The following is a 23935-nucleotide window of genomic DNA, read 5'->3' on the forward strand; positions in this document are numbered from 1 at the left end:
AAAAGTGATCAATTGTTGCCTCTGTGGACACCCGGCCGGCCTGCCCGCAATCACGCAGGAGGCCGGCCGGGCAACGCCTCAGAAGCAGTCCGCCGGGTTGCGGCGGGCCGGATCGCATTCCTTGCGGAAGGCGGGCGGCGGCTTGTTGCCGTCCCGACGCGGATCGCGGCGGGTGTCCCAGTCGGACCGGCGGTGATCGCGGTCCCGGTCACGACGGTAGTCGCGGTCGCGGCGGTTGTCCCGGTCGCGGCGCCAGTCGCCACGGTCGTCAGGACGCGGCCGGACAACCACGGGCGGGCGGACATCGCGGCGCGGCGGACGCCAGTCGTTATACCGCGGCTCGTGCGGACGGTAGTGGTCGCGGCGCCAGTCGCGGTAGAAGGGCCGGTCGCGATAGTGACGGTTCCAATAGTTGTCGATACCGAAGGTGATGATCGGCACGCCGATCTGCGGCAGGACGTTGGGCACGATCACCCGGCGTCCCCCGTACTGGCCCGAGATATAGCGCCCGGACACCCAGCCGCGGGCGCTATAGGCGGCGACGTCGCACCAGTTGCCGCCGCGCACGCAGCCATAGACCGTGAGCGGCGCCCCGGCGCGAACCGTCAGGACGCGCGGATAGTTGACGCCCGGCCCGGCGCGCATGTTGACATTGGCCGTCGCGTAGCCGTTGAAGGCAAAAGCCGCCGTCGCTCCAAAGAAGGTAAAGAGGAGACCGGCCAGAAGAGCCAGTCCGCGAGTTCTTGTCATTTTGAGCACTCCCTCATGGTAGCCGCGGGCATTCGCCCTGCCATATCCTCCAAAGAACGCTGCCATTGAGGCAAAAGTTCGCGCCGTCCTTTCCGGGGCGCCGTCGCTGGAAGGCGGCAGGTGCACGCTCAAGCTCGGGACCCACTATCTGGCTGGCGACCTGAACCGCGCCTGAACGCAAGCACAGGTCGCCGTCCGCTGCATTGATCCATGTCGTTGCTACCTGAGGGTAAGCTTTTTGACGGATGCTTAACCGAAACGCTCCTAGACTGGCCGAAGTCTTGCGGGTCAGCCGCAAGTAAGTCGAACAACAACCTGGGTGCCATGTCGCTGAACACGTCGAAGATCGATCGCATCACTGCGATACTGGACACCGGACCCGATCCTGCATTGATGCCGATCGGCCGCCGGATTCGCACCAAGGTTTGCGACATCAACAATCTCGACATTCCCGAGCGCTCGGGCGGCATCTACCTGATCGACATCGACCTGCGCGATCCGCGAAAGGTCGGCCGGCTGCGCGAGGCGCTCTACCCCCGGGCCGCGGACGACGTCTATATCTTCGCCGCCGGCTCGCGCGACCATCCCTCGCGCGTCCAGGCCATGAACCTCGGGGCCAACCACGTCATCAACAAGCCGATGGACGCGGTTCAGATCGCCAAGACCCTGGTCAGCCTCTGCGAAATGGCGCCGGACGGCAAGTCGCGCCCGCGCGGCCAGCGCTCCCCCGTGCTGACGACGCCGACGACCGGAGACCGCTCGCCCGGTTCGCCCTATGCCCTGGCCGCCGAGGCCACGGCGGCGGCAATCCCCTCGGTGACCGCGGCCAGCGAAGCCATCGACGACATCTTCTGGGCGATGCAGGAGAATTTCATCCCCGACATGGGCCTCGTCACCGACGCCTCGGTGACCGTCCTGAAGGCGCTGACCACCGTTCCGGTGGATGACTGGCTCACCAACGTGCGCATCCATCACGAGGGCACCTACCAGCACTGCCTGCTGGCGACGGGCGTTGCGGCCGCCTTCGGCAAGACCGGCAAGATTCCGGTGGCGCTGCGCAAGCAACTCGCCGTCGCGGCGTTGCTGCACGATGTCGGCAAGTCCGCCGTGCCGCGCCGCATCCTCGAAAAGCGCAACATCCTCACCGACGGCGAAATGGAGATCGTCCGACGCCATCCGGTCGACGGCTACGAGTTCCTGCGCAAGACGACGAGCATTCCCGACGCGATCCTGACGGCGGTCCGCGACCACCACGAACTCCTTGACGGCAGCGGCTACCCGGCGGGCCGCACGGCGGGCGACATCAGCCCCCTCACCCGCGTGCTGACGGTCTGCGACATCTACGCCGCGCTGACGGAGCGGCGCGCCTACAAGCCGGCGCTGCCGAAAGAAACGGCGCTGAAGATCCTTCACGACATGGTGGAGCGCGGCAAGATCGACGCCTCGGCGCTGGCGACGCTGGAGACGTCATTGAAGGGGTGAGAGGGGCGAAGCCTCCGGAGCGCCTGTCCGTCCACTTTACGCCCCCATTTCGGACGTTGAGGTACACTATGCCTTCGCCTGGTAGCGGACGATGGCGCCGAACCTACAGAACGCCGGATTTACGCCATACGCGGACATTCGATTAACGAACTGAATGTCTTGCTGGTGCTCCAAAACCACCCCGGGCTGGTGGCGAGGCATATAGCGAGGATCGAACCGTGGGATGGATAAAACCGAATTGGCGATGGCGCCATCAGGATGGGTATGATACCCATCCGAAATGTCGCTGGTCCAAGCATCCGAAGCCGCACGCCTGTCAGGTTTAACGCCCCACCAAATTCGCGAGTGGTGTGGGCGACGCGCCGTGGTGACTGCGGATGTGCCGCCGGCAGGCCGCGGACATTTGGCACTCTTTTCCTGGCAAACCATTTTGGCACTGCGCGTCCTCAATGAGGTTCACCAGCGCTATGGCGTGGAGGTCAGCGGCTGGCGCATGGCGATTGCACAATTGCAGACGCTTTTGAAGGGGCGCTCGTTCCCCTCCCTATGGTGCGCCGTCGCGGTGTTTCCCAACGCGCACGAGGCGTTGCTGAAATTGGAAGGGGAAATCTACACCAAGGACGTCTGTTTGACCGTCAGCCTGCGTCGACACTTGGAGGCCCTGGCCACGCCCAGCCAATTGCTAGTCGAAGCACAACTGCCGCTGTTTCCGGCGATGGCGGTTCGCCGATGACCGGGTTTGGCCTCGCCTTCGAATGGAGTCAGCGCTTTGGCCTAGCGCTCGCGCCGCTCTTTGAAGGGCATGACGCCGCCCCCTTGTCTGGCGATCACCACGTCCTGCTGGACGGCGGGTTTGGCACCTTTGCGCTATCGACCTCGACCGAGGATCTGTGGCGGCACAGCGATCCGGCCGGATGGGCTTGGTCGAGCGATATTCCCCACCACGTCACCGTCACCGACGATAAGGTGGCCGTGCTACGGTGGGATGCGCCCCACGAGCCCCGAGTTTATGAGCGAGGCGGCGTTGAGCGCAGCCTCGACCGATTCTATGCCTATCTCAACAAAGATCGTCTGCGCTCGAATCGCGGCGTGGTCGATCATCTGCTCAACTATTTCCGACGCATTCGCTCGCTAAGCCACAACGCGGGTCTGCCAGACGCGCGCACGACCGACATTTATCTCGCTGCCTTGGCGCGGCTGATCGCGCCGCAGCAATATCAAGACGAACCGGCAGCCCTAGGTCTGACCGAGGACGGTCCTGAGCTTTGCACGCGACTGGCGGCTCACGGCCTGGACGCGGCAGGAGCCGAGGTTGCTGCGGCGCCGGGCGGTCTATCGTTCCTTCGGCTCTACCCGGCCCTGGCCATCCGCCACGCCGGCGGCCAGCTTTTCCAGGAGGCGCATTTCGAACTGCTGCGCGTCTCGCCGAATTTTGACCTGTTTGGCCTAATCGATGCGCCCGAGACTCGGGTGGACAATCGCGGCGGCGCCCATTTCACACCGCCGGCCCTAGCCCGCAGCATGGTCGAGCAGGTGCTGGTCGCCATTCCTGATCTGGCCAGTCGCCAAGCGCTAACGCTGTGCGATCCGGCCTGTGGATCGGGGGCGTTCTTGCACGAAGCGCTACGCGCACTGCGCCGCGCAGGCTTCAACGGTAGACTTAAACTGGTGGGACTGGACATTTCCGCCGCTGCCATCGCTATGGCTCGTTTTGTCTTGCGGTTATCTCTGCGAGACTGGTCGCCCGCCGGTGGGGTCGAACTTGAACTGACCCTCGGCGACTCGCTGGGCGATGCAGGAATGCCGGCCTGCGATGTCATCGTCATGAATCCACCATTTATCGCCTTTGGAGCTCAGAGCGCTAAGCAGCGCGAGCAACTGCGCGACGCCACCGACGCCAGCGCGGCGCGAGGTGACTATAGTATGGCTTTCGTGGCGCGGGGCCTCCAAGCGCTCAATCCCGGCGGGGTTCTCGGGTCGCTGTTTCCGGCCAGCCTCCTGTCTTTGAAGGCTGCGGCAAGCTGGCGCGAGAGACTGGCATCTGAAGGCGATGTTCGCATGCTTGCTACCATCGGCGATTTCGGCCTGTTTTCGCATGCGATGGTACAGGTCGCATGCGCAGTAGTGCGCAAGGGCCGGCCGCAGGCTCCCTCGACATTGACTGCAATCCTGACCGAGAATGACGCGGCCGCCACTGGAGAGGCCCTACGCCAAATCCGCAAGCTCAATGGCACTGCGCCTTCGGCTCCGATCATCGAAAGCAATTGGAGCCTGTTTCCGATCCTGTCGGACTCGCTGACCGGACGGCCGACCTGGCGATTGCCAACGCCGGGCAATGAGCGACTCCTGACCGATCTAAGTGAATTGTCTCTGCCAAGTGTACAGGATCTCTTCGAAGTTTCTCAGGGGATTAAGACCGGGCTCAATGACATCCTGCTGCTGCCGAAGGAGAAATGGCGCACCCTACCAGCCAAAGAAAAAAGGGCCTTCCGCATAGCGACTATGACCGATTCTATTCAGAATGGTCGCGTCGTAATGCCCTACTACGTGTTCTTTCCCCACACATCCGCTGGGCCTCTGTTCCCAAACGAGGCCGCCGTCGCGGAGGCTGTCCCCAGCTACTTCAAAAATGTACTTGAACCCGCACGAGAGAGACTTGCTTCCCGTACTGCAATACGATCCAAGCGTACGGATTGGTGGGGGCTCGACCGTCCGCGATCTTGGGCCTATGATGATGGACCTCGAATTATCAGCAAGTTCTTCTCCGGCGAAGGCGGATTCGTGGGCGACTACGAAGCGGACTATGTCGCGGTGATGGGGCACGTCTGGACGCCGAAAGCGCCACTAGTCGAGGCGGATGATGAGGCTCTGCCCTTGGCGGACCTTCTGGCCGCCTACGTTGCGATGTTTAATTCATCGCCGTTTGCCAAGCTGCTCAGTCTCTATGCTCCACATGTCGCTGGAGGGCAGTTTGACCTCAGCGCCCGTCACGTCAATCCCATACCTCTGCCTGATTTGCGCGCGCTCAGTATTGACCCACGCGCCGGCCGCCGGGTGAGTGAACTGGCTATGCTTGGCAAGGCCGTCGATGTGACCGATCCATCCTGGCGCAGCCGAACGGCTCAGATTGTGGCGGAGATGTATGGCACGCCTGCACTCGCAATCACTTAGCTCGCCGCCAGAGCTTCGGGCTACCAAGGGCGCGCTCGACCAACGATGGATTGAGCTGACAGGCCTCATCACCGCAGCTCTCGAGCTTGCTCCGCGACAGCTTCAGGTGGAGGCAGACTACCAGTCCGATCGCGTATGGGCTGGCTTGCAGGGTCCGGCGTGCGAACGCGTCACCCGTTATCAAGGCGGCGCAAGCTGGGTGGCGCCGCTATGCGAGATGCCGAGCAATCTCCTCGCCTGGCTAGGCTGGCAGGAGGTCTGGGAGCTAACGACGGGGCAACGTCCCTACAGGTTCAAGAATATGGGCCTGACCGTCTATCTTGGAAAACGTCACGAGGCAATCAAGCCTCAGTTTCTCCGGCTGGAATGGCCCGGCATCACAAAGTGGGCGGGGCCGGAGGTTTCGTTTCAAAGCCCAGGCGCGGGTCATCCCCATTGGCAGATCGATTTGATGCGTAGTCTGGCCCGAGACCAACCGGTCGATTTCCAACCCGATCCGGTGGAGATTGTTGAGGATTTCGAAACCGCGCTACAGGAGCCAACAGTCGATGATCTGGTTCGGCGGCTCTCGGTCGAGCGCATGCATTTGGCGAGCGCAGCACCTTGGTGGCTTCCCGCGCCGTCGGGCGATGTCGGTCGCCACATGAACGCGCCGAGCGATCTTCCGGCGCTAAGCCGGTGGCTCAACCACAGCCTTCTCTATCTGCGACAGGAACTAGCACGGTGCGTGGTGCATGCCTAACCACGCGCGGCGCCTGCTCTGCGGCAGCGCCACGAAGGCGGACGTCCAAAGTGTCGGCAAAGAGTCAAAGTAGTCCTCTCGGAGCTGCGCAGGAGCGGCGGCAATAAGGTCGGAAGCCGTCGTTAAGACCTATATGCATCGAATAGAAACTGTTTGGGCCTCTAACCCTGAAAGCGGACAGTCTACCTGACCATTCAGGTCAAGGAGAAGGGACAGGACACATTCACAAGTCGGCCCGGTGTCTCAGGGTCGCGTGCCTTGGCGTCGACACGGATGATGTGCCGACCCCTGCGGAGAAAACTGGAACCTGCCTGAATTCGGGCGCCGGTTCTCGATGGGGCGGCGTTCGCCGCCCGCTGGTTGGCCGTAACGCCCTGTCCCAACGCAAAAGGGCCGCGCCCTGCGGCACGGCCCTTGCTGCAACCGGTATCCGGTCTGGTCAGGCGGCTTTCTTGCCCGACATGGCATGCACGTCCGCTGCCCCAAGGCGCTGGCCGCCGATGGCCCAGTCGCCCTGCTCGACTTCCATGATGCGGACCCAGGTGACCGGGCGCATGGCCTCGCCTTCCACGGCGACCATGGCTTCGGTGACCTTGTCGATCAGGTCGTGCTTCTGTTCCGGGGTGAAGACATCCTTGATGACATCGATCGTGACGAGGGGCATTTCAAATCTCCTTGCTGATGTTTCTGTGTTTCAAACCGTTATCGGCTGTTCCCGATGAGCAAGAGATACGCCCTGCCGTCCGGCAATGCTTGACGGCGGCGTGAAGATACCTGACCTTTTCATGAAGAATTTGGAAAAGGGGGAACACGTGCCGCAAGCCGACGCCCTGGTGTTCACCTTTGACGGGTTTGAACTGGACGGCGCACGTTTCGAATTGCGCCGCGACGGCAAGCCCCTGGCGGTCGAGCCGCAGGTGCTCTCGCTCCTCATGCTGCTGGCGGAAAACCGCGACCGGATGGTCAGCAAGGACGAACTGATCGAGCGTATCTGGGGCGGACGGATCGTCTCCGAATCCGCCGTGGCGGCGCGGATCAAGGCGGCGCGCAAGGCTGTGGCGGACAAGGGCAGCGCGCAGAAGGTCATCCGCACGATCCATGGCAAGGGCTTTCGATTTGTCGCGCAGACCGAGGTGACCGGCGCTCCGGCAAAGGCGAGCCCTGTCGGTTCCGGTCTCCTGACCGAGGAACAGGCCGCCAAGGCCATCGACGACGTCCTCAAGACGGCACGCGACGGGCGGCCGTCCATCGCCGTCCTGCCCTTCCAGTATTTCGGCGAACCGGGGCCGCATGACATCGTGGCCGACGCCCTGCCCGCCGACATCATCGCGGATTTGTCGCGTCTGCACTGGCTGTTCGTCATCGCGCGCGGGTCGAGCTTCCGCTTTCGCGGGCTCGATGCGGACCCGCTGTCCGCCGGACGGCAGCTCAGCGTTCGCTACGGGCTCACCGGCACGGTCGAACTGTCGGGCGAGAGCGTCTCGATCGGCGTCTCGCTGATCGACATGACAAGCGGCGGCACGATCTGGGCGGAACAGTATCGCGGCAGCCTGCCCGAACTGCAGCAGTTGAGGCAGGAGATCGAAGGCCACGTGGTCGCCAGCCTTGCGGTGCAGATCCCGCAGAACGAAGTGCGGATCGCGCGCGGACGCGCCCCGGGAGAACTCGACGCATGGGCCTGCTTCCACCTCGGGCTCGATCACATGTACCGCTTCAACCGGCAGGACAACGCCCGCGCCGCGGCGCTGTTCACCCAGTCGCTGGACCGCGATCCCTATTTCTCGGGCGCCATGGGCGGGCTGTCCTTCACCCATTTCCAGTCGGCCTTCATGCGCTTCGGGGACGATCCCGAGGCGGAGGTGGAAAAGGCCCGCGCACTGGCCCAGAAGGCGGTGGAGACCGACCGGCTCGATCCGTTTGCCCATTTCAATGTCGGCCGATGTTCCTGGCTCGAAGGACGGCTCGAGGATTCGATCGCCTGGTTCGACCGGGCGACCAGCCTCAGCCCCAGTTTCGCGCAGGGCGTCTATACACGCGGGCTGGTGAGCGTGATGGCCGGCCAGGCGGAAGAGGCCGATGTCGATCTTGCGCTGGCGCTGGACCTCAGCCCGCTCGACCCGCTCGCCTATGGCATGGTGTCGGGGCGTGCGCTGGCGCAATTGCAGCTCGGCGACAAGGAGAGGGCAGAAGAACTCGGCGTGAAGGCGGCGCTGATGCCGGGCGCGCACAAGCATATCGCGCTGATCGCGGCGCTGACGTCGCATCTGGTCGGCAAGGATGCCGAGGCGCAGCGATGGCTTGCACGGGCAAAACAGGCCGATCCGACGATCAGTTCGGAGGTCTTCTTCGCCTCCTTCCCCTTTGCCGAGAACGCGGCACGCGAGACGATCGAGAAAGGCCTGCGAGACCTGGGGGTTTGAGAGAACTGGGGGTTTGAGAGAACTGGCGAGTATCCCCAACGGTGTCGTCGGCAGCAATGCGGCGCTGGCGATCTCCGTCTAGGTCCGAGAAACGGGGTGGTGAGCAGAAGGGCCGTTTTGGGGTGGCAGGCAGGGGATCGCTGCCGCCTTGAAAAACGACAGTACGAAAACCCCCTAAGGGCTTTTGCCGAGCTCGGCAGCCCGCCAAGCCTCCCGGCGGCGATTGAGGTCAGATTTCGGCTCCGGAATGGATTCATCGAGGGTTTCGACAGCGACCATCCGATCGGTACGGAAGTGGCGAAACGCCTGTCGCAGCTCACACCATGCGATCAGGATGCGGTTGGTATCCGAGTAACCCAGGATGACCGGCCACACCGTCCGCTCGGTCCGAGTGCCATCCTCAGCGCAGTATTGGAGACGTAGCTTCGATCGCGAACGGATCGCATCGCGCAGAGTTGCCGTGTCGACGGCGTCCTCCATTGGGGCGAGACGCGGTGGTACGCCCGTGCTTGGTTCCATGACATATGCCCGCAGATGCGCGGGGATGACCGTGGCAATCTTCGCCAGGACGTCGTGAGCAGCAGGAGAGAGAAGCGGGTCACCGCGACCGGCAACCCACTGCGCGCCGAGGACGATGGCCTCCAGCTCCACCTGGGTCAGCATCAATGGCGGCATGTCGTAGTCGTCTGCCAGCAGATAGCCGAAGCCGGCTTCACCCGTGATGGGTACCCGCTGTGCCATGAGGGCCGCGATGTCGCGATAGACGGTGCGGAGTGAAACCTCCAGTTCGGCCGCCAGGACGGCGCCGGTCAGGGGCCGCGTCGATCGTCGAAGAAGCTGGATGATCTGAAAGAGGCGTTCGGCACGACGCACCGGCTGATGACTCCTGCTGACACAACGCTGGCAGCATGAGTGCGGTACAAGGCCGCCGCATACAAGCCACCAACCGGGATTTTAAGTATGAAGTTTGCCTCTGTCCGCCTGATCGCCTCCGATATCAAGGCGATGGTCGCCTTCTACGAGCTGGTAACGGGTCAAACCGCCGACTGGCTTGCGCCGCAGTTTGCCGAGATCGTCACGCCGGGCGCGACGCTTGCCATCGGCAGCGCGGAGACGGTCGCGGTTTTTGCCGAAGGGAGCGCAGAACCGAGTGCCAATCGCACCGCTATCCTGGAGTTCATGGTCGAGGACCTCGATGACGCCTTCGCACGCCTGAACGGCAAGGCTGAGCTGGTGCATGAGCGCAAGCTGATGCCGTGGGGAAATCGCACGTTCCAGGTCCGCGATCCCGAAGGCTCGGCCGTCAGCATCTTCATGCCCTTTACGGATGCGGCAAAGGCTCGGTTTGGATCTCGATAGAGGCAAACGCGGATAGTCGCGCTGAACGGACGGCGGGCGATATCAGCCCCCTCACCCGCGTGCTGACGGTCTGCGACATCTACGCGGCGCTGGCGGAGCGGCGCGCCTGCAAGCCGGCGCTGACGAAGGAAACCGCGCTGAAGATCCTTCACGACATGGTCGGGCGCGGCAAGATCGACGCCTCGGCACTGGCGACGTCGTTGAAGGGGTGAGAAGTGCGAAGCCCGCCACGCCCCACTTGTCCGCCCTTGCCTCGGGCACCACGCACCCTCTCCAGCGGTTCCCAAACGCGCCCGAATCCGCTGACCTCTCGGTCCGCACGACCTGTCCGTCCGCGATCACCTCTCCGCCGTCATTGCCGGGCTTGACCCGGCAACCCACTCGCTTCTCCGGAAGATTGGATTGAGACGACGCGCAAGGACGGCATCCATAGGTCTTGCTCCAACATGTGCAGAGCGGCCATTGGGTCGCCGGGTCAAGCCCGGCGATGACGCAGGAGGAGCGGAGGGTGAGAATGAAGTACGTGACTCCCGTCCGCTATGCGCCTCCATCTCGGTCATTGTGATCTTGCTGGCGATTACCCAAAAACTGCCATTATAGAGAACGGCCATCTGCATCATGCTGCATTACTGCACACAGCTGGCGGAAGGCACACTCTGTTTGGCTTTGCATTTTTCTAGAACTCTACTTGTCGGATAGACTACATTTGCCTCCTTCGCAGAACGAGCCATGCTGTTCCGTATGAACGCAGAAAAATTCCCAGCAAAATATCGAACTGCTGACTATTTCAGTCACATCGACATGGGATTTCTGAATCGCCGCCTTGCCATTTCCGCTCTAGGACCGGCCCGACAAATCTTCCTAGAGCGAAAGCAATCTGGTGACGATCATTTTATAGAGTTGGCTAGGCTCAGGACTCATTGAATCCACCAAGTGACGATGGCTGCGATTGTAATTGCTGCCATGAAGACGTCAGCGCGGCGGTCGTAACGGGTAGCAATGCGCCGCCAGTCTTTCAGGCGCCCGAACATGTTCTCGATCTTATGGCGTTGTTTGTATTGGGTTTTGCAGAATTCGGCAGGTGCCTTTCGGCCCTTGCGCGGCGGTATGCAGGACGCGATGCCTTTGGCTTGGAGCGCGGCGCGATACTCGTCGGAATCGTATCCCTTGTCGGCAATCATTGTCGCACTGCCGCCCTCAGGCAGGACCGGATAGAGGATCTTGGCCCCGACGTGATCAGAAACCTGTCCCGCCGTCAGGCACATCGCGAGCGGTCGGCCTTCGCCATCGCACACAGCATGCAGTTTGGTGTTCAGTCCACCCTTTGTGCGGCCAATGTGGCGGGGAAGAAGCCCCCTTTTAAAAGGCTTGACGCTGTCCGGTGAGCCTTCAGATGCGTCGCGTCGATCATCAGCGTGTCCGGAGCGCCGCCACTCGCTGCCAAGTGACTGAAAATCCTATCGAACACGCCCAATTCGGTCCAGCGGCGAAAGCGGTTGTAGAGCGTCTTGTGAGGGCCATACCCCTTTGGGGCATCTTTCCATTGGAGGCCATGCTTCAGCACATAGATGATGCCCGACACAATCCGGCGATCATCCACACGAGGCACCCCGTGCGACTTCGGAAAGAATGGCTCGATCTTCGACATCTGGGAAGGCGAGAGCAGAAACAAATCAGGCATGGCAAACTCCTTTGCCACCCTGAATCACATATCACGCATCAATGCAAATTAATGGGTCCTGAGCCTAATGATCATCTGCTCGTGACGATGCTCATAGATGTCTACAGCAAGCTCAAGGCTCCTACGCTCGCCGATGCTCTAATACTTGCAAATCCAAGGCACGTATTCATGAGCACGGAGCGTCTGGAACCTTGTCCAGAAATATACACGGAAAAGCGTGTCTCACATGCTGTCCATCTAGAATTCGACTATGGCAAACCAGTCGTCATTTCGTATCACACCGAACACCTTGTTTCTGCTACAGGAAAGATGACGTTGGCCGAAGGCTATGAGCGAGGGTATCGCGAAGCTATGATCGGCCTACTCCACGATCGTGGAGACAAATTCGAGATTGAACCCATTGTGATCGGTGCTCCTTGGCTCGACCATCCCAGAAATGCTGGCGGCACTGAGGCAGTGTGGCTGGGCAGAGACTACGGAGAAATCCTGCCCGAAGATATTGAAGAGTTTTCGGACATGAAATCGGTGAAAGTCGCCGACGCGAACGAGTGGATGTCGGTCATGCGAAAGGTGCCGGAGGAGCACGTCAAAAACTCAATTGCCGCTCTTCTGAAAGAACCCGTGAAAGCGGACTGGGGTGGCGAGGAGAACGATCATTTCTCATCGAACGCAACCGTTGCTGGACGTAGAAGAACAGCGGCCTTTTTACTCAAGGGACCGACTATTTTCCGAGAAATGACGCCGGCAATGTGCGGGAAAAACGGCGACCAAATCTATCGCCTCAGCAACACAGGGGCAGATATTTCGGTAGTGCAGCACTCACATCTGATTGGTGCTGCCGTGCGCGAGACGGTCAGGAACTTCATCGTTCAACCCGGTCATTCTCGCAAATTTTGCATCATGGATGGGCAAGCGACATATCGGCTACTCAAAGCCTACAAACTGCTCCCAGAGATATAAGTGGCCGATCAGACGGCACCATCTTGGTTGGTGATCCTATCTCGAGGTTTGTTAGCTTGTTTCGGATACGACTTGGAACCGGTTTTGACATTGCCGCCATCTGTTCAATCGGGGACTGCTCCTTGCTCGCTTCCGCCCAACTGAACATTCGCTTTTGTGCTTAGCACGCCAAAACCGGCCCTTCCGCTCTCGGCCCCAAACCTCCCGGTCCTCAATCACCCCTCCGTCGTCATTGCCGGGCTTGACCCGGCAACCCAATGGCCCGTCCGCATTCACATGTTCAGCGTGTCGTAGAGATCGACCCAGCGGGGATTGGTCTTTTCAATGAGGGCAATTTTCCATGCGCGCGGCCATCGCTTCAGGGATTTCTCACGCTGGATGGCGTCGGAGATCTCAGAGAACTCCTCCGACCAGACCAGCCGCTTGCATCCATATTTGCTGGTGAAGCCGGGGATAATGCCCTCGCGATGCTCCCAAGCGCGGCGTGGCAGATCGCTCGTTACGCCGATATAGAGCGTACCGTGCATGCGGCTCGCCATGATGTAGACCCACCCCGCCATGACTTGGATTGCAGGGCCAGTGACCGAAAAAATCAAGCCCGGTGGCCGCTGAACCGTGAATGGGTTGCCGGGTCAGGCCCGGCAATGACGACGGAGGGGTTGGTGAATGAGGCGGCAAGGTCGCAAACCGGCGACGCTCGCATGTCCCGCGCCGCATAGCGCCACACCTCCTGCACCGCCCCCAAATTCCCGCGTAGACTGCCGCCTGATTCGTCTCAGGAGGACAGCATGAAGACCAACATCGGCGCGCGGCTCATCGGCGACCAGATCGAAATCGTCACCGAGCGGCTGAAGCAGTTCAAGACCATCACGCGGCTGGAGGGCGGCGGCGTCTCGTCCTTCGTCACCATGGTCCTCGCGCTTGCCTCCAACGCGGGCGAGAAGCTGAAGCCGACCGAGCAGGCCAATGCGTCGGTGGTGATTCCCACGGGCTATTCGCTGATGGAGGCCAAGGAGGGCCGCCCGCCCGTCCTGCGGCTTCATTTCGGCAATGTTCCGGTCTCTTTCGCGGTCCTCGACCCGAAAACGCTCGGCGAGGCGCTGATCGCGGCCGCCGCCAAGGACGCCGAAGAGAAGCAGGGTTGATGAGGCCCCGACCGGCCTTCCGGCCAATCGCCCGCTTGCGCGCCGCTGCATTTCGGACCTATCTGCCGCGATGAACTATCGCCACGCTTTCCATGCCGGCAACTTCGCCGACGTTCTCAAGCACGCCGTGCTTGCCCGCATCCTGACGCACCTCCTGGACAAGCCCGGCGGCTTTCGCGTGGTCGACACCCACGCCGGCATCGGGCTTTACGACCTGGAAGGCGACGAGGCCGGGCGCACCGGCGAATGGCAGAACGGCATCGGCCGCGTGCTGGACGCCTCGCCCACCCCCGCGCTCGCGGACTTTCTGGCGCCCTATCTGGAGACGGTGAGGCGCGAGAACCCGGACGGCGGGCTGAGGCACTACCCCGGCTCGCCGGCCATCGTGACCAGCATGCTGCGCAAGCACGACCAGTTGATCGCCAACGAACTGCACCCGGTCGACGCCGATCTCCTCGAGGAGGCGATGGCCGGCCGCAGGCGCGCCAAGGTGATGCGGCTCGACGCCTATACGGCCGTCAAAAGCCTGCTGCCGCCGCCGGAACGGCGCGGCCTGCTGCTGGTCGATCCGCCCTTCGAGCAGCCCGGCGAGTTCGACCGCATGCGCGAGGCGATGCGCGCCGCCCACCAGCGCTTTGCCACCGGAACCCAGCAAATCTGGTATCCGATCAAGGACGTGAAGGCGGTCGCCCGCTTCCATGATGCCGTGGCCGGCGACGGCATCGAGCGCATCCTCCGCATCGAGCAATGGACGCGGCGGCCGGGCCTTGAGGGACCGCTCGCGGGCGCCGGCATGCTGGTCGTCAACCCGCCCTGGACGCTGGCCGAAGCGACGCGCGCCGTGATGCCGGAACTGACGGCCTTGCTGGCGACCGGCCCGGGCGCCGGTTGGCGCGTCGACTGGCTCGTGCCCGAGGCCAGCCGGTAAGCAAGGCGGTCCGGCAAGGAAGCGATAACCGACGGCGGCAATTCCGGCCCGCCCGGCACGCTGCGGAATTGACACCAACCCGGTGGAACCGTAAGCGTTTTGTCCTGAGGAAATCAGTAAGCTGCGTCTTTTCCAGACACATGTGCGTCCACGAGGATGCGTCTTGAACGGGCCGGGCGACCGGCGCAAGAACGGAACCGAGACCATGCGCAAAGACTCATTCGCCACCGCCGCCCTCCTGACCATCGCTCTTGCCGTCGCGGCCCCGATGCCCGGCCATGCCGGCGGCCTCTCCATTCCGGCCGAACCGCGCGGCCTTGGCTACGTTCCCGAATGCGACAGCCCCAGCGTCATCGGGACGATCATCTCCCGCCGCGCCGGCGCGGTTCCCGAGGCGACCGACGGCGTGACCATCGACGAGGTCACGCAAATCGGGCCGGGCACGCTCTACATGCCGGGCATGCGCACGATCGGCCATCGCCACTGCGCGGCCACCGCGCTTCTTTCGAACGGCAAGACCGGCGCCCTCTTCTACATGATCGAGGGGCACATGGGCTTTTCCAGCATTTCGTGGAACGTCGAGTCCTGCGTCGCCGGTTATGATCCCTGGTATGTCTTCGGCCAGTCCTGCCGCACCCTGCGGTAAGCCTCCCCATTTGCCGACCTGCGCGCAGCTGCGCGAACGACCGGAACGGGAGAGGACCGGATAGGATGGCGCGCCCATCATTGTTGCTGATCGTGACGGCCCTGCTGGCGATGATCGCCGGCGGGACCGGCCCGGCCGCGGCCGGCGGACGGCCCGGCGACTTCGACTTCTATGTCCTGTCGCTCTCCTGGTCGCCGACCTTCTGCGAGACCAGCGACCGCCGCAACGACATGCAGTGCAACGCCCGGCGGCCCTATGGCTTCATCGTCCACGGGCTGTGGCCGCAATACGAACGCGGCTACCCGAGCGAATGCTCGGCCACGGTGTCGCCGTCGCCGGACGTCATCAACCAGACCCTGCCCATCATGCCGAGCGTCGGCCTCATCCGGCACGAATGGCGCACCCACGGCAGCTGTTCGGGCCTCTCACCGTCCGCCTATTTCCAGCTCATCCAGAAGGCCTTCGCGAAGGTGCGGATCCCGCCGTCCCTGACCAACCTGTCCCGCCACGTGGTCGTCGCCCCGCAGGCGCTCGAAAATGCCTTCCGCGCCGCCAACCCGACCATGCAGTCGACCGGCATCTCCATCGCCTGCCGCCGCCGCAAGCTGCAGGAGGTGCGCATCTGCATGACCAAGCACCTCGATTTCCGCCCCTGCATCGAGGTCGACCAGGACGGCTGCCCCTCGACATCGATCACCCTGCCGCCGATCCGCTGATCCGGGCGCCCCGGGTGCCGGGCCGCCGCCCTCTAGCGGCCTTTTCCCTCGTCCCGTCGCCCTCCTCCCACCGTCCTTACGTCTCACGTCACGCCAGCATTGGAATCCCGCCATGTCCACCGCGGACCTCGTTCTTCGCGCCTCGCCCACGTCTCCCTTCGTCCGCAAGGTGCGCATCGCCGCCGCCGTGCTCTCCCTGTCTGAGCGTATCGAGGTGCAAGTGACCGACGCGATGAAGGACGAGGCGGATTTCCTCAGCCAGAATCCGCTTGGCAAGATCCCCGTGCTGGTCACGGCGGACGGCCAGAGCGTCTATGACAGCCGCGTCATCCTGGAATATCTCGATCATCTGGCGGGCGGCGGACGGATCCTTCCCGCCGATCCGGACGCGCGGTTTGCCGCCCTCGTCCTGCAGGCGACCGCCGACGGCATCATGGAGGCCGGCGTGCTTGCGACCTATGAGGTCCGCTTGCGTCCGGAGGACCAGCGCAGCCCGTGGTGGATCGAGCGCCAGAAGGCCAAGATCGCCCGCGCGGTCGATGCGCTCGAGGCGAAAGCCCAACCGCTCGCCGATCCGCTCACCGTCGGCGACATCGCCCTCGCCTGCGCCCTCGGCTATCTCGACCTGCGCTTCGAGGGCACCTGGCGCGAGGATCATCCGAAGCTCGTCGCCTGGCTTGACGCCTTCGCCGCGAAGGTTCCCGCCTTCGAGGAAACCCGCTTCAGGGGTTGACGGAGCCAGGGGCTGACGGGTCCAGGGGCCATAAAAAAAGGCGCCCCTCCGGGAGACCGGAGGGAGCGCCATACGGGAGGAAGCAAGGTCCATCGCGGCGGGCAGGCCGCCGCGATGCATCAGCTGTCGATCATCAGAACTTGTAGCCGAGGCCGAGCGAAATCACGCTGCCGTCGAGGTCGGCCTTCTCCGACTGACCGCCGACCGAATAGGTCTTCTTGTCCATGTCGGTGTAGGTGTACTCGGCGCGCGCGATGATGTTGTCGGTGAGCGCGGCTTCGACACCGGCGCCGACCACCCAGCCGACGTGGGTGTTCTCGTCCGAACCGCCGTTGAAGCTGGCCTTGCCCTGGCCGAGCGCCACGCCCGTCGTGCCGTAGACCAGCACGTTGTCGAAGGCATAGCCGACGCGGCCGCGGATCGAGCCGGCGACGCTGCTTTCAGCCTTGGTGGGCGTGCCGCCGTAGGTGAAGGTCGCCGACGAACCGAAGCCGAGGTCGGCTTCCGCGCCCAGCAGGACGTCCGGCGTCACCATGTAGTTGTAGCCGCCGTAGACACCGCCGACGAAGCCGTCCTTGTCGAAATTCTGCTTGCCGGCCGTGCCGTTGACGCCATAGGAGCCGAAGCCGTATCCGACCTCGCCGCCGACATAGGCGCCGCTCCAGTCATATTTGGTCGGCGCGACATAGGGGTCGGCCGTCGGCGCGGCGGGGATCGGCTCGGAAATATCGGCCGCATAAGCCTGCCCGCTCAAAAGGGCGGCTGCAAGCGCCGTGGTGCCGGCGATCGTGAAAAGGGTTGTCTTACGCGACATGGTTATCTCCTCAATATCGGCAGGCCCGCATGGGGATGCCGTCAAAACTCGGTACTGCGGAACGCATCCGATCCTGCGACGGGCCGTCAAGAAGCCCCTCTGGACAGAAAACGACGCACCGGACGATCTGTTCCGTTGCCATGATTAATGGTGGTCCAATGTGGCGAGCGAGTTGGCGCCCTATGGCGACAACATGGCGTTTCAGGGGTGATTTCGCGTTGCGATTAATGTCCGTTTCATCATCGTAAACGGCACGTTTCAGGCTGATACAGAAGTGCGGTCCAAACGCGTTCTCAGGCGGTTGCCCGGCGCGTTGGAAGGGTCGCAACGGCAGACGGTGGACGGGAGGATGTGGCAGGAGAATGGCATCCCCGCCCCTCACCCGGCATTCCCGCCAGCCGTGCGGGACACTATCTGAAACAAAGCGGCGGCAGCATCGAACTCGCGTGAGTCGGCAGGGCGGATTTGCGATAATGAAGCCTGCACCGCCCTGATTCCCGATCTCGGGAACCGGCGGCACCGATGACGGTACTGGCGAAAACAACGGCCCCGAAGGGTCACGGACGGACGATGGCAGACAAGGTTTCGGACAAGACGGACGAGAGCGCGGAACTGCGGGACGCAGCGGTGGAAAGCGGAAACGCGGCGCCGGTGGCCGCACCGCGCGTCGGCGTCGACGTCATCGCCGACGCGGTGAAGCTGCTGCCGAACGGACCCGGCGTCTACCGCATGCTCTCCACGTCGGGCGACGTGCTCTATGTCGGCAAGGCACGCAGCCTGAAAAAGCGCGTGACCAACTACACCCGCGTTGCCGGCCAGAACAACCGCATCGCCCGGATGATCCAGTCGACGGCGGCGATGGAATTCGTCACCACCAGCACCGAAACCGAGGCGCTGCTGCTGGAAGCCAACCTCATCAAGCAGCTGAAGCCGCGCTTCAACGTGCTTCTGCGCGACGACAAGTCCTTTCCCTATATCCTGCTCACCGGCGACCATGACGCGCCGCAGCTCGTGAAGCATCGCGGCGCCCGCAGCCGCAAGGGCCAGTATTTCGGCCCCTTCGCCAGCGCCCAGGCGGTGGGCCGCACGATCAACGCCATGCAGAAGGCGTTCCTTGTGCGCACCTGCTCGGATTCGGTCTACGAGACCCGCACCCGCCCTTGCCTGCTGCACCAGATCAAGCGCTGCTCGGCGCCCTGCACCGGCGAGATCTCGCTGGAGGACTATGGCGAACTGGTGCGCGATGCCTCCGCCTTCCTGTCCGGCAAGAGCCGGGCGATCAAGGACGAACTCGCAAACGAAATGCAGGCCGCCGCCGAGGAGATGGAGTTCGAGCGCGCCGCCGTCTACCGCGATCGCCTGGCCGCCCTCAGCCATGTCCAGTCGCATCAAGGCATCAACCCGCAGACGGTGGAGGAGGCCGACGTCTTCGCGCTCCACCAGGACGGTGGGCATGCCTGCGTGCAGGTCTTCTTCTTCCGCACCGGCCAGAACTGGGGCAACCGCGCCTATTTCCCCCGCATCGACAAGCAGGTCGAGGCGGGCGAACTGCTCGCAAGCTTCATCGGCCAGTTCTACGACGACAAGCCGACGCCGCGCCTTGTCCTGGTCAGCGATGAGCCGGACGAGATCGAGCTGCTTTCGCTCGCGCTCTCCGAGCGGGCCGGCCACAAGATCGAGATCGCCATCCCGAAGCGCGGCGAAAAGAGGGACCTCGTCGACCACGCGCTGCAGAACGCCCGCGAGGCGCTCGGCCGCAAGCTTGCCGACAGTTCCTCCCAGGCCGTGCTGCTCGACGGCGTTGCCCGCGTCTTCGGCCTCGACGAACGGCCGCGCCGCATCGAGGTCTACGACAACTCCCACATCATGGGCACCAATGCGGTCGGCGGCATGATCGTCGCCGGGCCGGAAGGCTTCGTGAAGGGGCAGTATCGCAAGTTCAACATCCGCTCGACCGACATCACCCCCGGCGACGACTTCGGCATGATGCGCGAGGTGCTGACCCGGCGCTTTTCGCGGCTCTTGAAGGAGCACGGAGCGCGCGTCGCCCTAGAGGCGGAGGCGGAGGCAAATGGCGGTGACATCGGCCCCTGGCCGGATCTGGTGCTGATCGACGGCGGCGCCGGGCAGCTCTCTGCCGCCAAGTCCATCCTCGACGAACTCGGCATTGACGACGTTCCGATGGTGGGCATTGCCAAGGGACCCGACCGCGACGCCGGCCGCGAAAAATTCTTCATTCCCGGCAAGCCCGACTTCATGCTGCCACTGCGCGATCCGGTGCTCTATTATATTCAACGTCTGCGCGACGAGGCGCACCGCTTCGCCATCGGCTCGCACCGGGCGCGGCGCTCCAAGGACATCGGCAAGGCCGGGCTGGAGGAAATCCCCGGCGTCGGGCCGACCCGCAAGCGCTCGTTGCTCAACCACTTTGGAACGCTGAAAGCCATTGAGCGCGCCGGCGTCAACGACCTTGCCGCCGTCGAGGGAATTTCGGAAGCGACGGCGAAGGCGATCTACGATTTTTTCCACGAAACGGCGGGATAGACTGCCATGTCACCCCTGACCACACTGCCACCGGACCTGCCAGAACCCACCGACGACGGCTCCGCCCGCCATCTCCTCGGCATGGCCTGGCCGGACATCGCCCTGCCGCTGACGGACGGAAGCGCCCTCGACCGGACGCGCATTGCCGCCGCCGCGCGAACGGTGATCTACGCCTATCCGCGAACCGGCGTGCCGGGCGAGCCGCTGCCCACCGGCTGGGACGAGATTCCGGGCGCGCGGGGCTGCTCGCCGCAGTCCTGCGCCTTTCGCGATCATCACGCGGAACTCGCCGCGCTCGATGCCCAGGTCTTCGGTCTGTCCACCCAGACGACCGACTTCCAGAAGGAAGCCGCCGAGCGGCTGCACCTGCCCTTTCCGCTGGCAAGCGATGCCGACCTGGCCGTGACCAAGGCCCTCGATCTGCCGACCTTCACCGTCGATGACATGACGCTCGTCAGGCGCCTGACGATGATCGTCGAGGCGGGGCAGATCGTTCACATCTTCTATCCCGTGTTCCCGCCGGACCGGAACGCCGAGGACGTGATTGCCTGGCTCGAGGATCATCCGGCCCATTGACGCGCGCCCCTAAGGCGTGGTCTCAAGGGACGACCATTCGGAAGACAGGCTCTCAGTGATGCACGCGGCAGACGTTCCACCCGCCCGGAAGTCCCACGCTCTTTCCCTGCCGAACATCCTGACCTATCTCAGGATCGTTGCGGTGCCAGCGGTTGCGGCCTCGATGTATATCGAGGGCGATGCCGGGCGCTGGTGCGCCTTCGGCCTCTTCGCCTTTGCCTCGATCACCGACTATCTCGACGGCTATCTCGCAAGGGCCTGGAAGCAGCAGTCGGCGCTCGGCCGCATGCTGGACCCGATCGCCGACAAGCTGCTGGTCGCCGTCTCGCTGCTGGTGCTGACCGGCGAGGGCACGATCGGCGGCTGGTCGCTGTGGGCGGCGGTGATCATCCTGATGCGCGAGATTTTCGTCTCCGGCCTGCGCGAGTTCCTGGCCGAGCTGAAGGTCAGCGTCCCGGTCTCCTGGCTCGCCAAGTGGAAGACCACGGTGCAACTCGTCGCCATCGGTTTCCTGCTCACCGGCGATGCCGGCGACAAGGTCCTGCCGGGCGCCTACGAAATCGGCCTGACCCTGCTCTGGGCCGCCGCGATCGTCACGCTCTACACGGGATACGACTATCTCCGCGCCGGGCTCGTGCACCTGATCGACGAGTGAGCCTGCCGCCAAAGGCAAGGAGCCATTGTCGAGGGACGTGGACGGAAGGGAGAATACGGAATCCGGAGCCTGGAAGGTTTTGGCGTTGCTCCTGCACTGTCATTCCCGGCCGAGGCGCGTTGCGCCGAGGGGAAGGGAATCCAGAAGGACGCCCATAATCCAAGAGCGGGTCCAACCCGGGAGCCGATTTCTGGATCCCCTTCCCTCACTTCGCTTCGCTCAGCTCGCCGGGGATGACATCGCGGAAAAGTCGCCGCACACTGCGACCGCAAGAACAAACGCTGGAGACTGTAACATCATGGTCAAGCTCGTCTATTTCGCCTGGGTCCGCGAGCGGATCGGGCTCGACGAGGAAACCGTCGAACTGCCCGAGACGGTCGAGACCGTCGCCGACCTCCTGACCTATCTCGGCGGTCGGGGCGAGGGCTATGCCTCGGCGCTGGAGGAACCCTCCACGATCCGCGTCGCCATCGACCAGACCCATGCCCTGCCCGAGGATCCGCTGGCCGGCGCGCGCGAGATCGCGCTCTTTCCACCGATGACCGGAGGCTAAGCATGTCGCGCAAAAAGCCTGTCCCCGCGCAGGCGGGGATGGGAACCGGTTTTGCGACAACGACATGCGACAAGAAAGCGGTTCATACCGACATGCATGATTCAAACTCTGTGCACCGGGTGATCAGGGTCCAGCGCGAGGATTTCGACGCCGGCGCGGAAATGGCCGCGCTCGGAGAGGGGCGGACGGACGTTGGCGCGGTCGCCAGCTTCGTCGGCCTGTGCCGTGATGAAGGCGGACGTCTCGCCGCGCTGGAGCTCGAACACTATCCGGGCATGGCCGAGGCCGAGATCGGCCGCGTCGCCGACGAGGCCATCGCGCGCTGGCCCCTCCTCGGCCTGACCGCCATCCACCGCCACGGCAAGATCGGCCCCGGCGAGCAAATCGTCTTCGTCGCCTGCGCCTCCAGCCACCGGCAGGCCGCCTTCGAAGCCGCTGAATTCATGATGGATTTCCTCAAGACCAGCGCGCCCTTCTGGAAGAGGGAACACCTCATCGACGGCACGTCCGGAAGCTGGGTCGCAGCCAAGGACGAAGACGACGAACGGCGCGCCCGATGGCAGGCGGCATCGCAGTAGCCGATCGCGCACGACGGCAGTCGCAAAAATTTGATGTGCCAGCCTTACGTTTTCTGATAAGGCTCCGGGACAGGTCGAGTGCATTGCAGCGTCGCGAGGGCGACCTGCCTCTCCGGCATCGACACGTTACCGACACCACCATATTGTTGCGCCGCCGTGTCTTCGGATGCGGCGCCAGGAAGCGATTTCATGTCTTCGACGACCTCTGCCGCCGAACCTCACGAGGGGATCGGCTTTCGGGAATTCATCGCGCTGATGGCCGCCTCCATGGCGATCAACGCACTGGCCATCGACATGATGCTGCCGGCCCTGCCGCAGGTCGGAATGGCGCTCGGCGTCGAGGATGAGAACACCCGCCAGCTGGTGATCACCGCCTATCTGCTCGGCTTCGGCGTGGCGCAGCTCTTCTATGGCCCGATGTCCGACATCCTCGGCCGCAAGCACCTGCTCGTCGGCGGCGTCGGCATCTACGTCATCTTCGGTCTTTTCGCGACCTTTGCGTCTTCCTTCGAGCAGCTGATGCTCGCCCGGGCGCTGCAGGGCGTCGGCGCGGCGGCAACGCGCGTCATCTCCATCTCCATCGTGCGCGACTGCTACGGCGGGCGCCGCATGGCGAGCGTCATGTCGCTGATCATGCTGGTCTTCGTCGTCGTGCCGGTGGTCGCCCCGAGCCTCGGCCAGATCATCGTCATCTTCGCGCCCTGGCGCTGGCTGTTCGGCTTCCTGACCGTGCTCGGCCTCATCGTCTTCACCTGGGCGGCCATCCGCCTGCCGGAAACGCTGCCGCCGGAACGCCGCCTGAAGAGTTCGGTGCGCTCCGTGATCGCGGCCTATCGCGAGGCGCTGACCAACCGCATCGCGCTCGGCTACGCGCTGGCGACGGCCCTCGTGCTTGGCGGCCTCTTCGGCTTCATCAACTCGGCCCAGCAAGTCTTCGTCGAGATCTTCGACACCGGCGTGTTCTTTCCGGTCGCCTTCGCCAGCATCGCGCTCTTCATGGCGCTCTCGTCCTACGTCAACTCCAAGGTCGTGGAACGCCTCGGCATGCGCCTCGTCTCGCACAGCGCGCTGGTCGGCTTCGTCGGCTTGAGCCTGCTCCACACGATCCTGATCCTCTCCGGCATCGAGAACCTCTGGAGCTTCCTCCTCATCCAGGCCGCGACCATGTTCTGCTTCGGCTTCGTGATGTCGAACTTCAACGCCATGGCGATGGAGCCGCTGGGACATATCGCGGGCGCGGCCTCCTCGGCGCTCGGTTTCTGGACCACGGTCGGCGGCGCGCTCTGCGGCTACGTGATCGGCCAGCGCTACGACGGCACCACCCTGCCGCTCGCCGCCGGTTTCGCCATCCTCGGCGCGCTCGCGCTGGTGCTCGTCTTCCTGACCGAGGGCGGCCGGCTCTTCCACGCCCGCAACGTTCCCGCGGAATAGATCGCGGCGCCGATATCCGCCGGCGTTTACCTTCTCCGAGAACTTCGCCCG

At 63.6% G+C, this 23935-nt stretch carries 25 protein-coding genes; 19 read left to right on the plus strand and 6 right to left on the minus strand.

Going from position 1 to position 23935, the window contains the following annotated elements; all coding sequences use genetic code 11:
- Positions 1–78: 78 nt before the first annotated feature.
- Positions 79–750 (minus strand): SH3 domain-containing protein, encoded by a 672-nt coding sequence (locus HDIA_RS17505; RefSeq protein ID WP_157775710.1) that lies wholly within the window; start codon positions 748–750, stop codon positions 79–81.
- A 324-nt stretch (positions 751–1074) separates the two neighbouring features.
- Here HDIA_RS17505 and HDIA_RS17510 point away from each other — a divergent pair, with 324 nt between their 5' ends.
- From HDIA_RS17510 to HDIA_RS17520, 4 genes are all read left to right on the plus strand, one after another.
- Positions 1075–2232, plus strand: a complete 1158-nt coding sequence (locus HDIA_RS17510) for an HD-GYP domain-containing protein (protein WP_157775711.1) — start codon at positions 1075–1077, stop codon at positions 2230–2232.
- A 280-nt stretch (positions 2233–2512) separates the two neighbouring features.
- The gene (locus HDIA_RS25420) at positions 2513–2965 is read left to right on the plus strand and encodes a MerR family transcriptional regulator (RefSeq protein WP_157775712.1); all 453 of its coding nucleotides are present in this window, start codon (positions 2513–2515) and stop codon (positions 2963–2965) included.
- Complete coding sequence (locus HDIA_RS17515) at positions 2962–5403, plus strand: HsdM family class I SAM-dependent methyltransferase (protein ID WP_157775713.1); 2442 nt, start codon at positions 2962–2964, stop codon at positions 5401–5403. The genes HDIA_RS25420 and HDIA_RS17515 overlap by 4 nt, the downstream gene beginning before the upstream one ends.
- Positions 5375–6145 carry a hypothetical protein gene (locus tag HDIA_RS17520; protein ID WP_099557338.1) on the plus strand — a complete coding sequence of 257 codons (771 nt, stop codon included), beginning with the start codon at positions 5375–5377 and terminating at the stop codon, positions 6143–6145. The genes HDIA_RS17515 and HDIA_RS17520 overlap by 29 nt, the downstream gene beginning before the upstream one ends.
- A gap of 439 nt (positions 6146–6584) precedes the next feature.
- Here the strand turns inward: HDIA_RS17520 and HDIA_RS17525 are convergent, their stop codons facing one another.
- Positions 6585–6809: a tautomerase family protein gene (locus HDIA_RS17525; RefSeq protein WP_099557339.1), complete on the minus strand. Its 225-nt coding sequence runs from the start codon at positions 6807–6809 to the stop codon at positions 6585–6587.
- A gap of 121 nt (positions 6810–6930) precedes the next feature.
- Here HDIA_RS17525 and HDIA_RS17530 point away from each other — a divergent pair, with 121 nt between their 5' ends.
- Positions 6931–8565, plus strand: coding sequence for a winged helix-turn-helix domain-containing tetratricopeptide repeat protein (locus HDIA_RS17530; RefSeq protein WP_157775714.1), 1635 nt, complete (start codon positions 6931–6933; stop codon positions 8563–8565).
- 174 nt (positions 8566–8739) lie between these two features.
- On the opposite strand, the gene HDIA_RS17535 is transcribed toward HDIA_RS17530, so the two are convergent.
- Complete coding sequence (locus HDIA_RS17535; RefSeq protein ID WP_099557341.1) at positions 8740–9438, minus strand: helix-turn-helix transcriptional regulator; 699 nt, start codon at positions 9436–9438, stop codon at positions 8740–8742.
- A gap of 87 nt (positions 9439–9525) precedes the next feature.
- On the opposite strand from HDIA_RS17535, the gene HDIA_RS17540 reads away from it, so the two are divergent.
- Positions 9526–9924, plus strand: a complete 399-nt coding sequence (locus HDIA_RS17540; RefSeq protein WP_099557342.1) for a VOC family protein — start codon at positions 9526–9528, stop codon at positions 9922–9924.
- Positions 9822–10136 carry an HD domain-containing phosphohydrolase gene (locus HDIA_RS26060; RefSeq protein WP_342748055.1) on the plus strand — a complete coding sequence of 105 codons (315 nt, stop codon included), beginning with the start codon at positions 9822–9824 and terminating at the stop codon, positions 10134–10136. The genes HDIA_RS17540 and HDIA_RS26060 overlap by 103 nt, the downstream gene beginning before the upstream one ends.
- A 705-nt stretch (positions 10137–10841) precedes the next feature.
- Here the strand turns inward: HDIA_RS26060 and HDIA_RS17545 are convergent.
- Positions 10842–11605 (minus strand): IS5 family transposase gene (locus HDIA_RS17545; RefSeq protein WP_099555767.1). Its coding sequence is split into 2 segments (ribosomal slippage): positions 10842–11287 and positions 11287–11605, totalling 765 coding nucleotides; the frame shifts between segments, so codons are not numbered across the junction.
- A gap of 168 nt (positions 11606–11773) precedes the next feature.
- Between HDIA_RS17545 and HDIA_RS17550 the strand changes: the two genes are divergently transcribed.
- The gene (locus tag HDIA_RS17550; RefSeq protein WP_162292665.1) at positions 11774–12565 is read left to right on the plus strand and encodes a hypothetical protein; all 792 of its coding nucleotides are present in this window, start codon (positions 11774–11776) and stop codon (positions 12563–12565) included.
- Positions 12566–12837: 272 nt separating this feature from the next.
- Here HDIA_RS17550 and HDIA_RS17555 read toward each other — a convergent pair whose 3' ends face one another.
- Positions 12838–13125, minus strand: a complete 288-nt coding sequence (locus tag HDIA_RS17555; RefSeq protein WP_099557344.1) for a GIY-YIG nuclease family protein — start codon at positions 13123–13125, stop codon at positions 12838–12840.
- 228 nt (positions 13126–13353) lie between these two features.
- Between HDIA_RS17555 and HDIA_RS17560 the strand changes: the two genes are divergently transcribed.
- From HDIA_RS17560 to HDIA_RS17580, 5 genes are all read left to right on the plus strand, one after another.
- The gene (locus HDIA_RS17560; RefSeq protein WP_099557345.1) at positions 13354–13710 is read left to right on the plus strand and encodes a hypothetical protein; all 357 of its coding nucleotides are present in this window, start codon (positions 13354–13356) and stop codon (positions 13708–13710) included.
- Positions 13711–13780: 70 nt separating this feature from the next.
- On the plus strand, positions 13781–14638 hold the full coding sequence (locus HDIA_RS17565; protein WP_099557346.1) for a 23S rRNA (adenine(2030)-N(6))-methyltransferase RlmJ: 858 nt from the start codon (positions 13781–13783) through the stop codon (positions 14636–14638).
- 205 nt (positions 14639–14843) lie between these two features.
- A complete protein-coding gene (locus HDIA_RS17570) occupies positions 14844–15284 on the plus strand; it encodes a hypothetical protein (protein WP_157775717.1) in 441 nt (146 codons plus the stop codon).
- A 65-nt stretch (positions 15285–15349) separates the two neighbouring features.
- A complete protein-coding gene (locus tag HDIA_RS17575; protein WP_099557348.1) occupies positions 15350–16000 on the plus strand; it encodes a ribonuclease T2 family protein in 651 nt (216 codons plus the stop codon).
- A 112-nt stretch (positions 16001–16112) separates the two neighbouring features.
- Positions 16113–16733: a glutathione S-transferase N-terminal domain-containing protein gene (locus HDIA_RS17580; protein ID WP_099557349.1), complete on the plus strand. Its 621-nt coding sequence runs from the start codon at positions 16113–16115 to the stop codon at positions 16731–16733.
- Between the two features lie 133 nt (positions 16734–16866).
- Here HDIA_RS17580 and HDIA_RS17585 read toward each other — a convergent pair whose 3' ends face one another.
- The gene (locus tag HDIA_RS17585) at positions 16867–17547 is read right to left on the minus strand and encodes an outer membrane protein (RefSeq protein ID WP_099557350.1); all 681 of its coding nucleotides are present in this window, start codon (positions 17545–17547) and stop codon (positions 16867–16869) included.
- 522 nt (positions 17548–18069) lie between these two features.
- Between HDIA_RS17585 and uvrC the strand changes: the two genes are divergently transcribed.
- The 6 genes from uvrC (at position 18070) to HDIA_RS17615 (ending at position 23884) form a co-directional block, all read left to right on the plus strand.
- The gene (uvrC, locus tag HDIA_RS17590) at positions 18070–20091 is read left to right on the plus strand and encodes an excinuclease ABC subunit UvrC (RefSeq protein ID WP_099557351.1); all 2022 of its coding nucleotides are present in this window, start codon (positions 18070–18072) and stop codon (positions 20089–20091) included.
- A 6-nt stretch (positions 20092–20097) separates the two neighbouring features.
- Entirely contained in the window at positions 20098–20667 is a 570-nt protein-coding gene (locus HDIA_RS17595; protein WP_099557352.1) for a peroxiredoxin, read from the plus strand.
- A 58-nt stretch (positions 20668–20725) separates the two neighbouring features.
- Positions 20726–21322, plus strand: a complete 597-nt coding sequence (gene pgsA, locus HDIA_RS17600; RefSeq protein WP_099557353.1) for a CDP-diacylglycerol--glycerol-3-phosphate 3-phosphatidyltransferase — start codon at positions 20726–20728, stop codon at positions 21320–21322.
- Positions 21323–21620: 298 nt separating this feature from the next.
- Positions 21621–21875, plus strand: coding sequence for a molybdopterin converting factor subunit 1 (gene moaD, locus HDIA_RS17605; protein WP_099557354.1), 255 nt, complete (start codon positions 21621–21623; stop codon positions 21873–21875).
- Between the two features lie 92 nt (positions 21876–21967).
- Positions 21968–22453: a molybdenum cofactor biosynthesis protein MoaE gene (locus HDIA_RS17610; protein WP_099558979.1), complete on the plus strand. Its 486-nt coding sequence runs from the start codon at positions 21968–21970 to the stop codon at positions 22451–22453.
- Positions 22454–22642: 189 nt separating this feature from the next.
- Positions 22643–23884: a multidrug effflux MFS transporter gene (locus HDIA_RS17615; protein ID WP_099557355.1), complete on the plus strand. Its 1242-nt coding sequence runs from the start codon at positions 22643–22645 to the stop codon at positions 23882–23884.
- The last annotated feature ends 51 nt before the right edge of the window (positions 23885–23935 follow it).

The sequence above is a fragment of the Hartmannibacter diazotrophicus genome, assembly GCF_900231165.1.
Classification (GTDB): domain Bacteria; phylum Pseudomonadota; class Alphaproteobacteria; order Rhizobiales; family Pleomorphomonadaceae; genus Hartmannibacter; species Hartmannibacter diazotrophicus.

What these genes read in the sequence shown, in the direction of transcription:
- HDIA_RS17505 (WP_157775710.1), bottom strand. Translation starts at nt 750, where the DNA reads ATGACAAGAACTCGCGGACTGGCTCTTCTGGCCGGTCTCCTCTTTACC.
- HDIA_RS17510 (WP_157775711.1), top strand. Translation starts at nt 1,075, where the DNA reads ATGTCGCTGAACACGTCGAAGATCGATCGCATCACTGCGATACTGGAC.
- HDIA_RS25420 (WP_157775712.1), top strand. Translation starts at nt 2,513, where the DNA reads ATGTCGCTGGTCCAAGCATCCGAAGCCGCACGCCTGTCAGGTTTAACG.
- HDIA_RS17515 (WP_157775713.1), top strand. Translation starts at nt 2,962, where the DNA reads ATGACCGGGTTTGGCCTCGCCTTCGAATGGAGTCAGCGCTTTGGCCTA.
- HDIA_RS17520 (WP_099557338.1), top strand. Translation starts at nt 5,375, where the DNA reads ATGGCACGCCTGCACTCGCAATCACTTAGCTCGCCGCCAGAGCTTCGG.
- HDIA_RS17525 (WP_099557339.1), bottom strand. Translation starts at nt 6,809, where the DNA reads ATGCCCCTCGTCACGATCGATGTCATCAAGGATGTCTTCACCCCGGAA.
- HDIA_RS17530 (WP_157775714.1), top strand. Translation starts at nt 6,931, where the DNA reads ATGAAGAATTTGGAAAAGGGGGAACACGTGCCGCAAGCCGACGCCCTG.
- HDIA_RS17540 (WP_099557342.1), top strand. Translation starts at nt 9,526, where the DNA reads ATGAAGTTTGCCTCTGTCCGCCTGATCGCCTCCGATATCAAGGCGATG.
- HDIA_RS17550 (WP_162292665.1), top strand. Translation starts at nt 11,774, where the DNA reads ATGAGCACGGAGCGTCTGGAACCTTGTCCAGAAATATACACGGAAAAG.
- HDIA_RS17555 (WP_099557344.1), bottom strand. Translation starts at nt 13,125, where the DNA reads ATGGCGGGGTGGGTCTACATCATGGCGAGCCGCATGCACGGTACGCTC.
- HDIA_RS17560 (WP_099557345.1), top strand. Translation starts at nt 13,354, where the DNA reads ATGAAGACCAACATCGGCGCGCGGCTCATCGGCGACCAGATCGAAATC.
- HDIA_RS17565 (WP_099557346.1), top strand. Translation starts at nt 13,781, where the DNA reads ATGAACTATCGCCACGCTTTCCATGCCGGCAACTTCGCCGACGTTCTC.
- HDIA_RS17570 (WP_157775717.1), top strand. Translation starts at nt 14,844, where the DNA reads ATGCGCAAAGACTCATTCGCCACCGCCGCCCTCCTGACCATCGCTCTT.
- HDIA_RS17575 (WP_099557348.1), top strand. Translation starts at nt 15,350, where the DNA reads ATGGCGCGCCCATCATTGTTGCTGATCGTGACGGCCCTGCTGGCGATG.
- HDIA_RS17580 (WP_099557349.1), top strand. Translation starts at nt 16,113, where the DNA reads ATGTCCACCGCGGACCTCGTTCTTCGCGCCTCGCCCACGTCTCCCTTC.
- HDIA_RS17585 (WP_099557350.1), bottom strand. Translation starts at nt 17,547, where the DNA reads ATGTCGCGTAAGACAACCCTTTTCACGATCGCCGGCACCACGGCGCTT.
- uvrC (WP_099557351.1), top strand. Translation starts at nt 18,070, where the DNA reads ATGACGGTACTGGCGAAAACAACGGCCCCGAAGGGTCACGGACGGACG.
- HDIA_RS17595 (WP_099557352.1), top strand. Translation starts at nt 20,098, where the DNA reads ATGTCACCCCTGACCACACTGCCACCGGACCTGCCAGAACCCACCGAC.
- pgsA (WP_099557353.1), top strand. Translation starts at nt 20,726, where the DNA reads ATGCACGCGGCAGACGTTCCACCCGCCCGGAAGTCCCACGCTCTTTCC.
- moaD (WP_099557354.1), top strand. Translation starts at nt 21,621, where the DNA reads ATGGTCAAGCTCGTCTATTTCGCCTGGGTCCGCGAGCGGATCGGGCTC.
- HDIA_RS17610 (WP_099558979.1), top strand. Translation starts at nt 21,968, where the DNA reads ATGCATGATTCAAACTCTGTGCACCGGGTGATCAGGGTCCAGCGCGAG.
- HDIA_RS17615 (WP_099557355.1), top strand. Translation starts at nt 22,643, where the DNA reads ATGTCTTCGACGACCTCTGCCGCCGAACCTCACGAGGGGATCGGCTTT.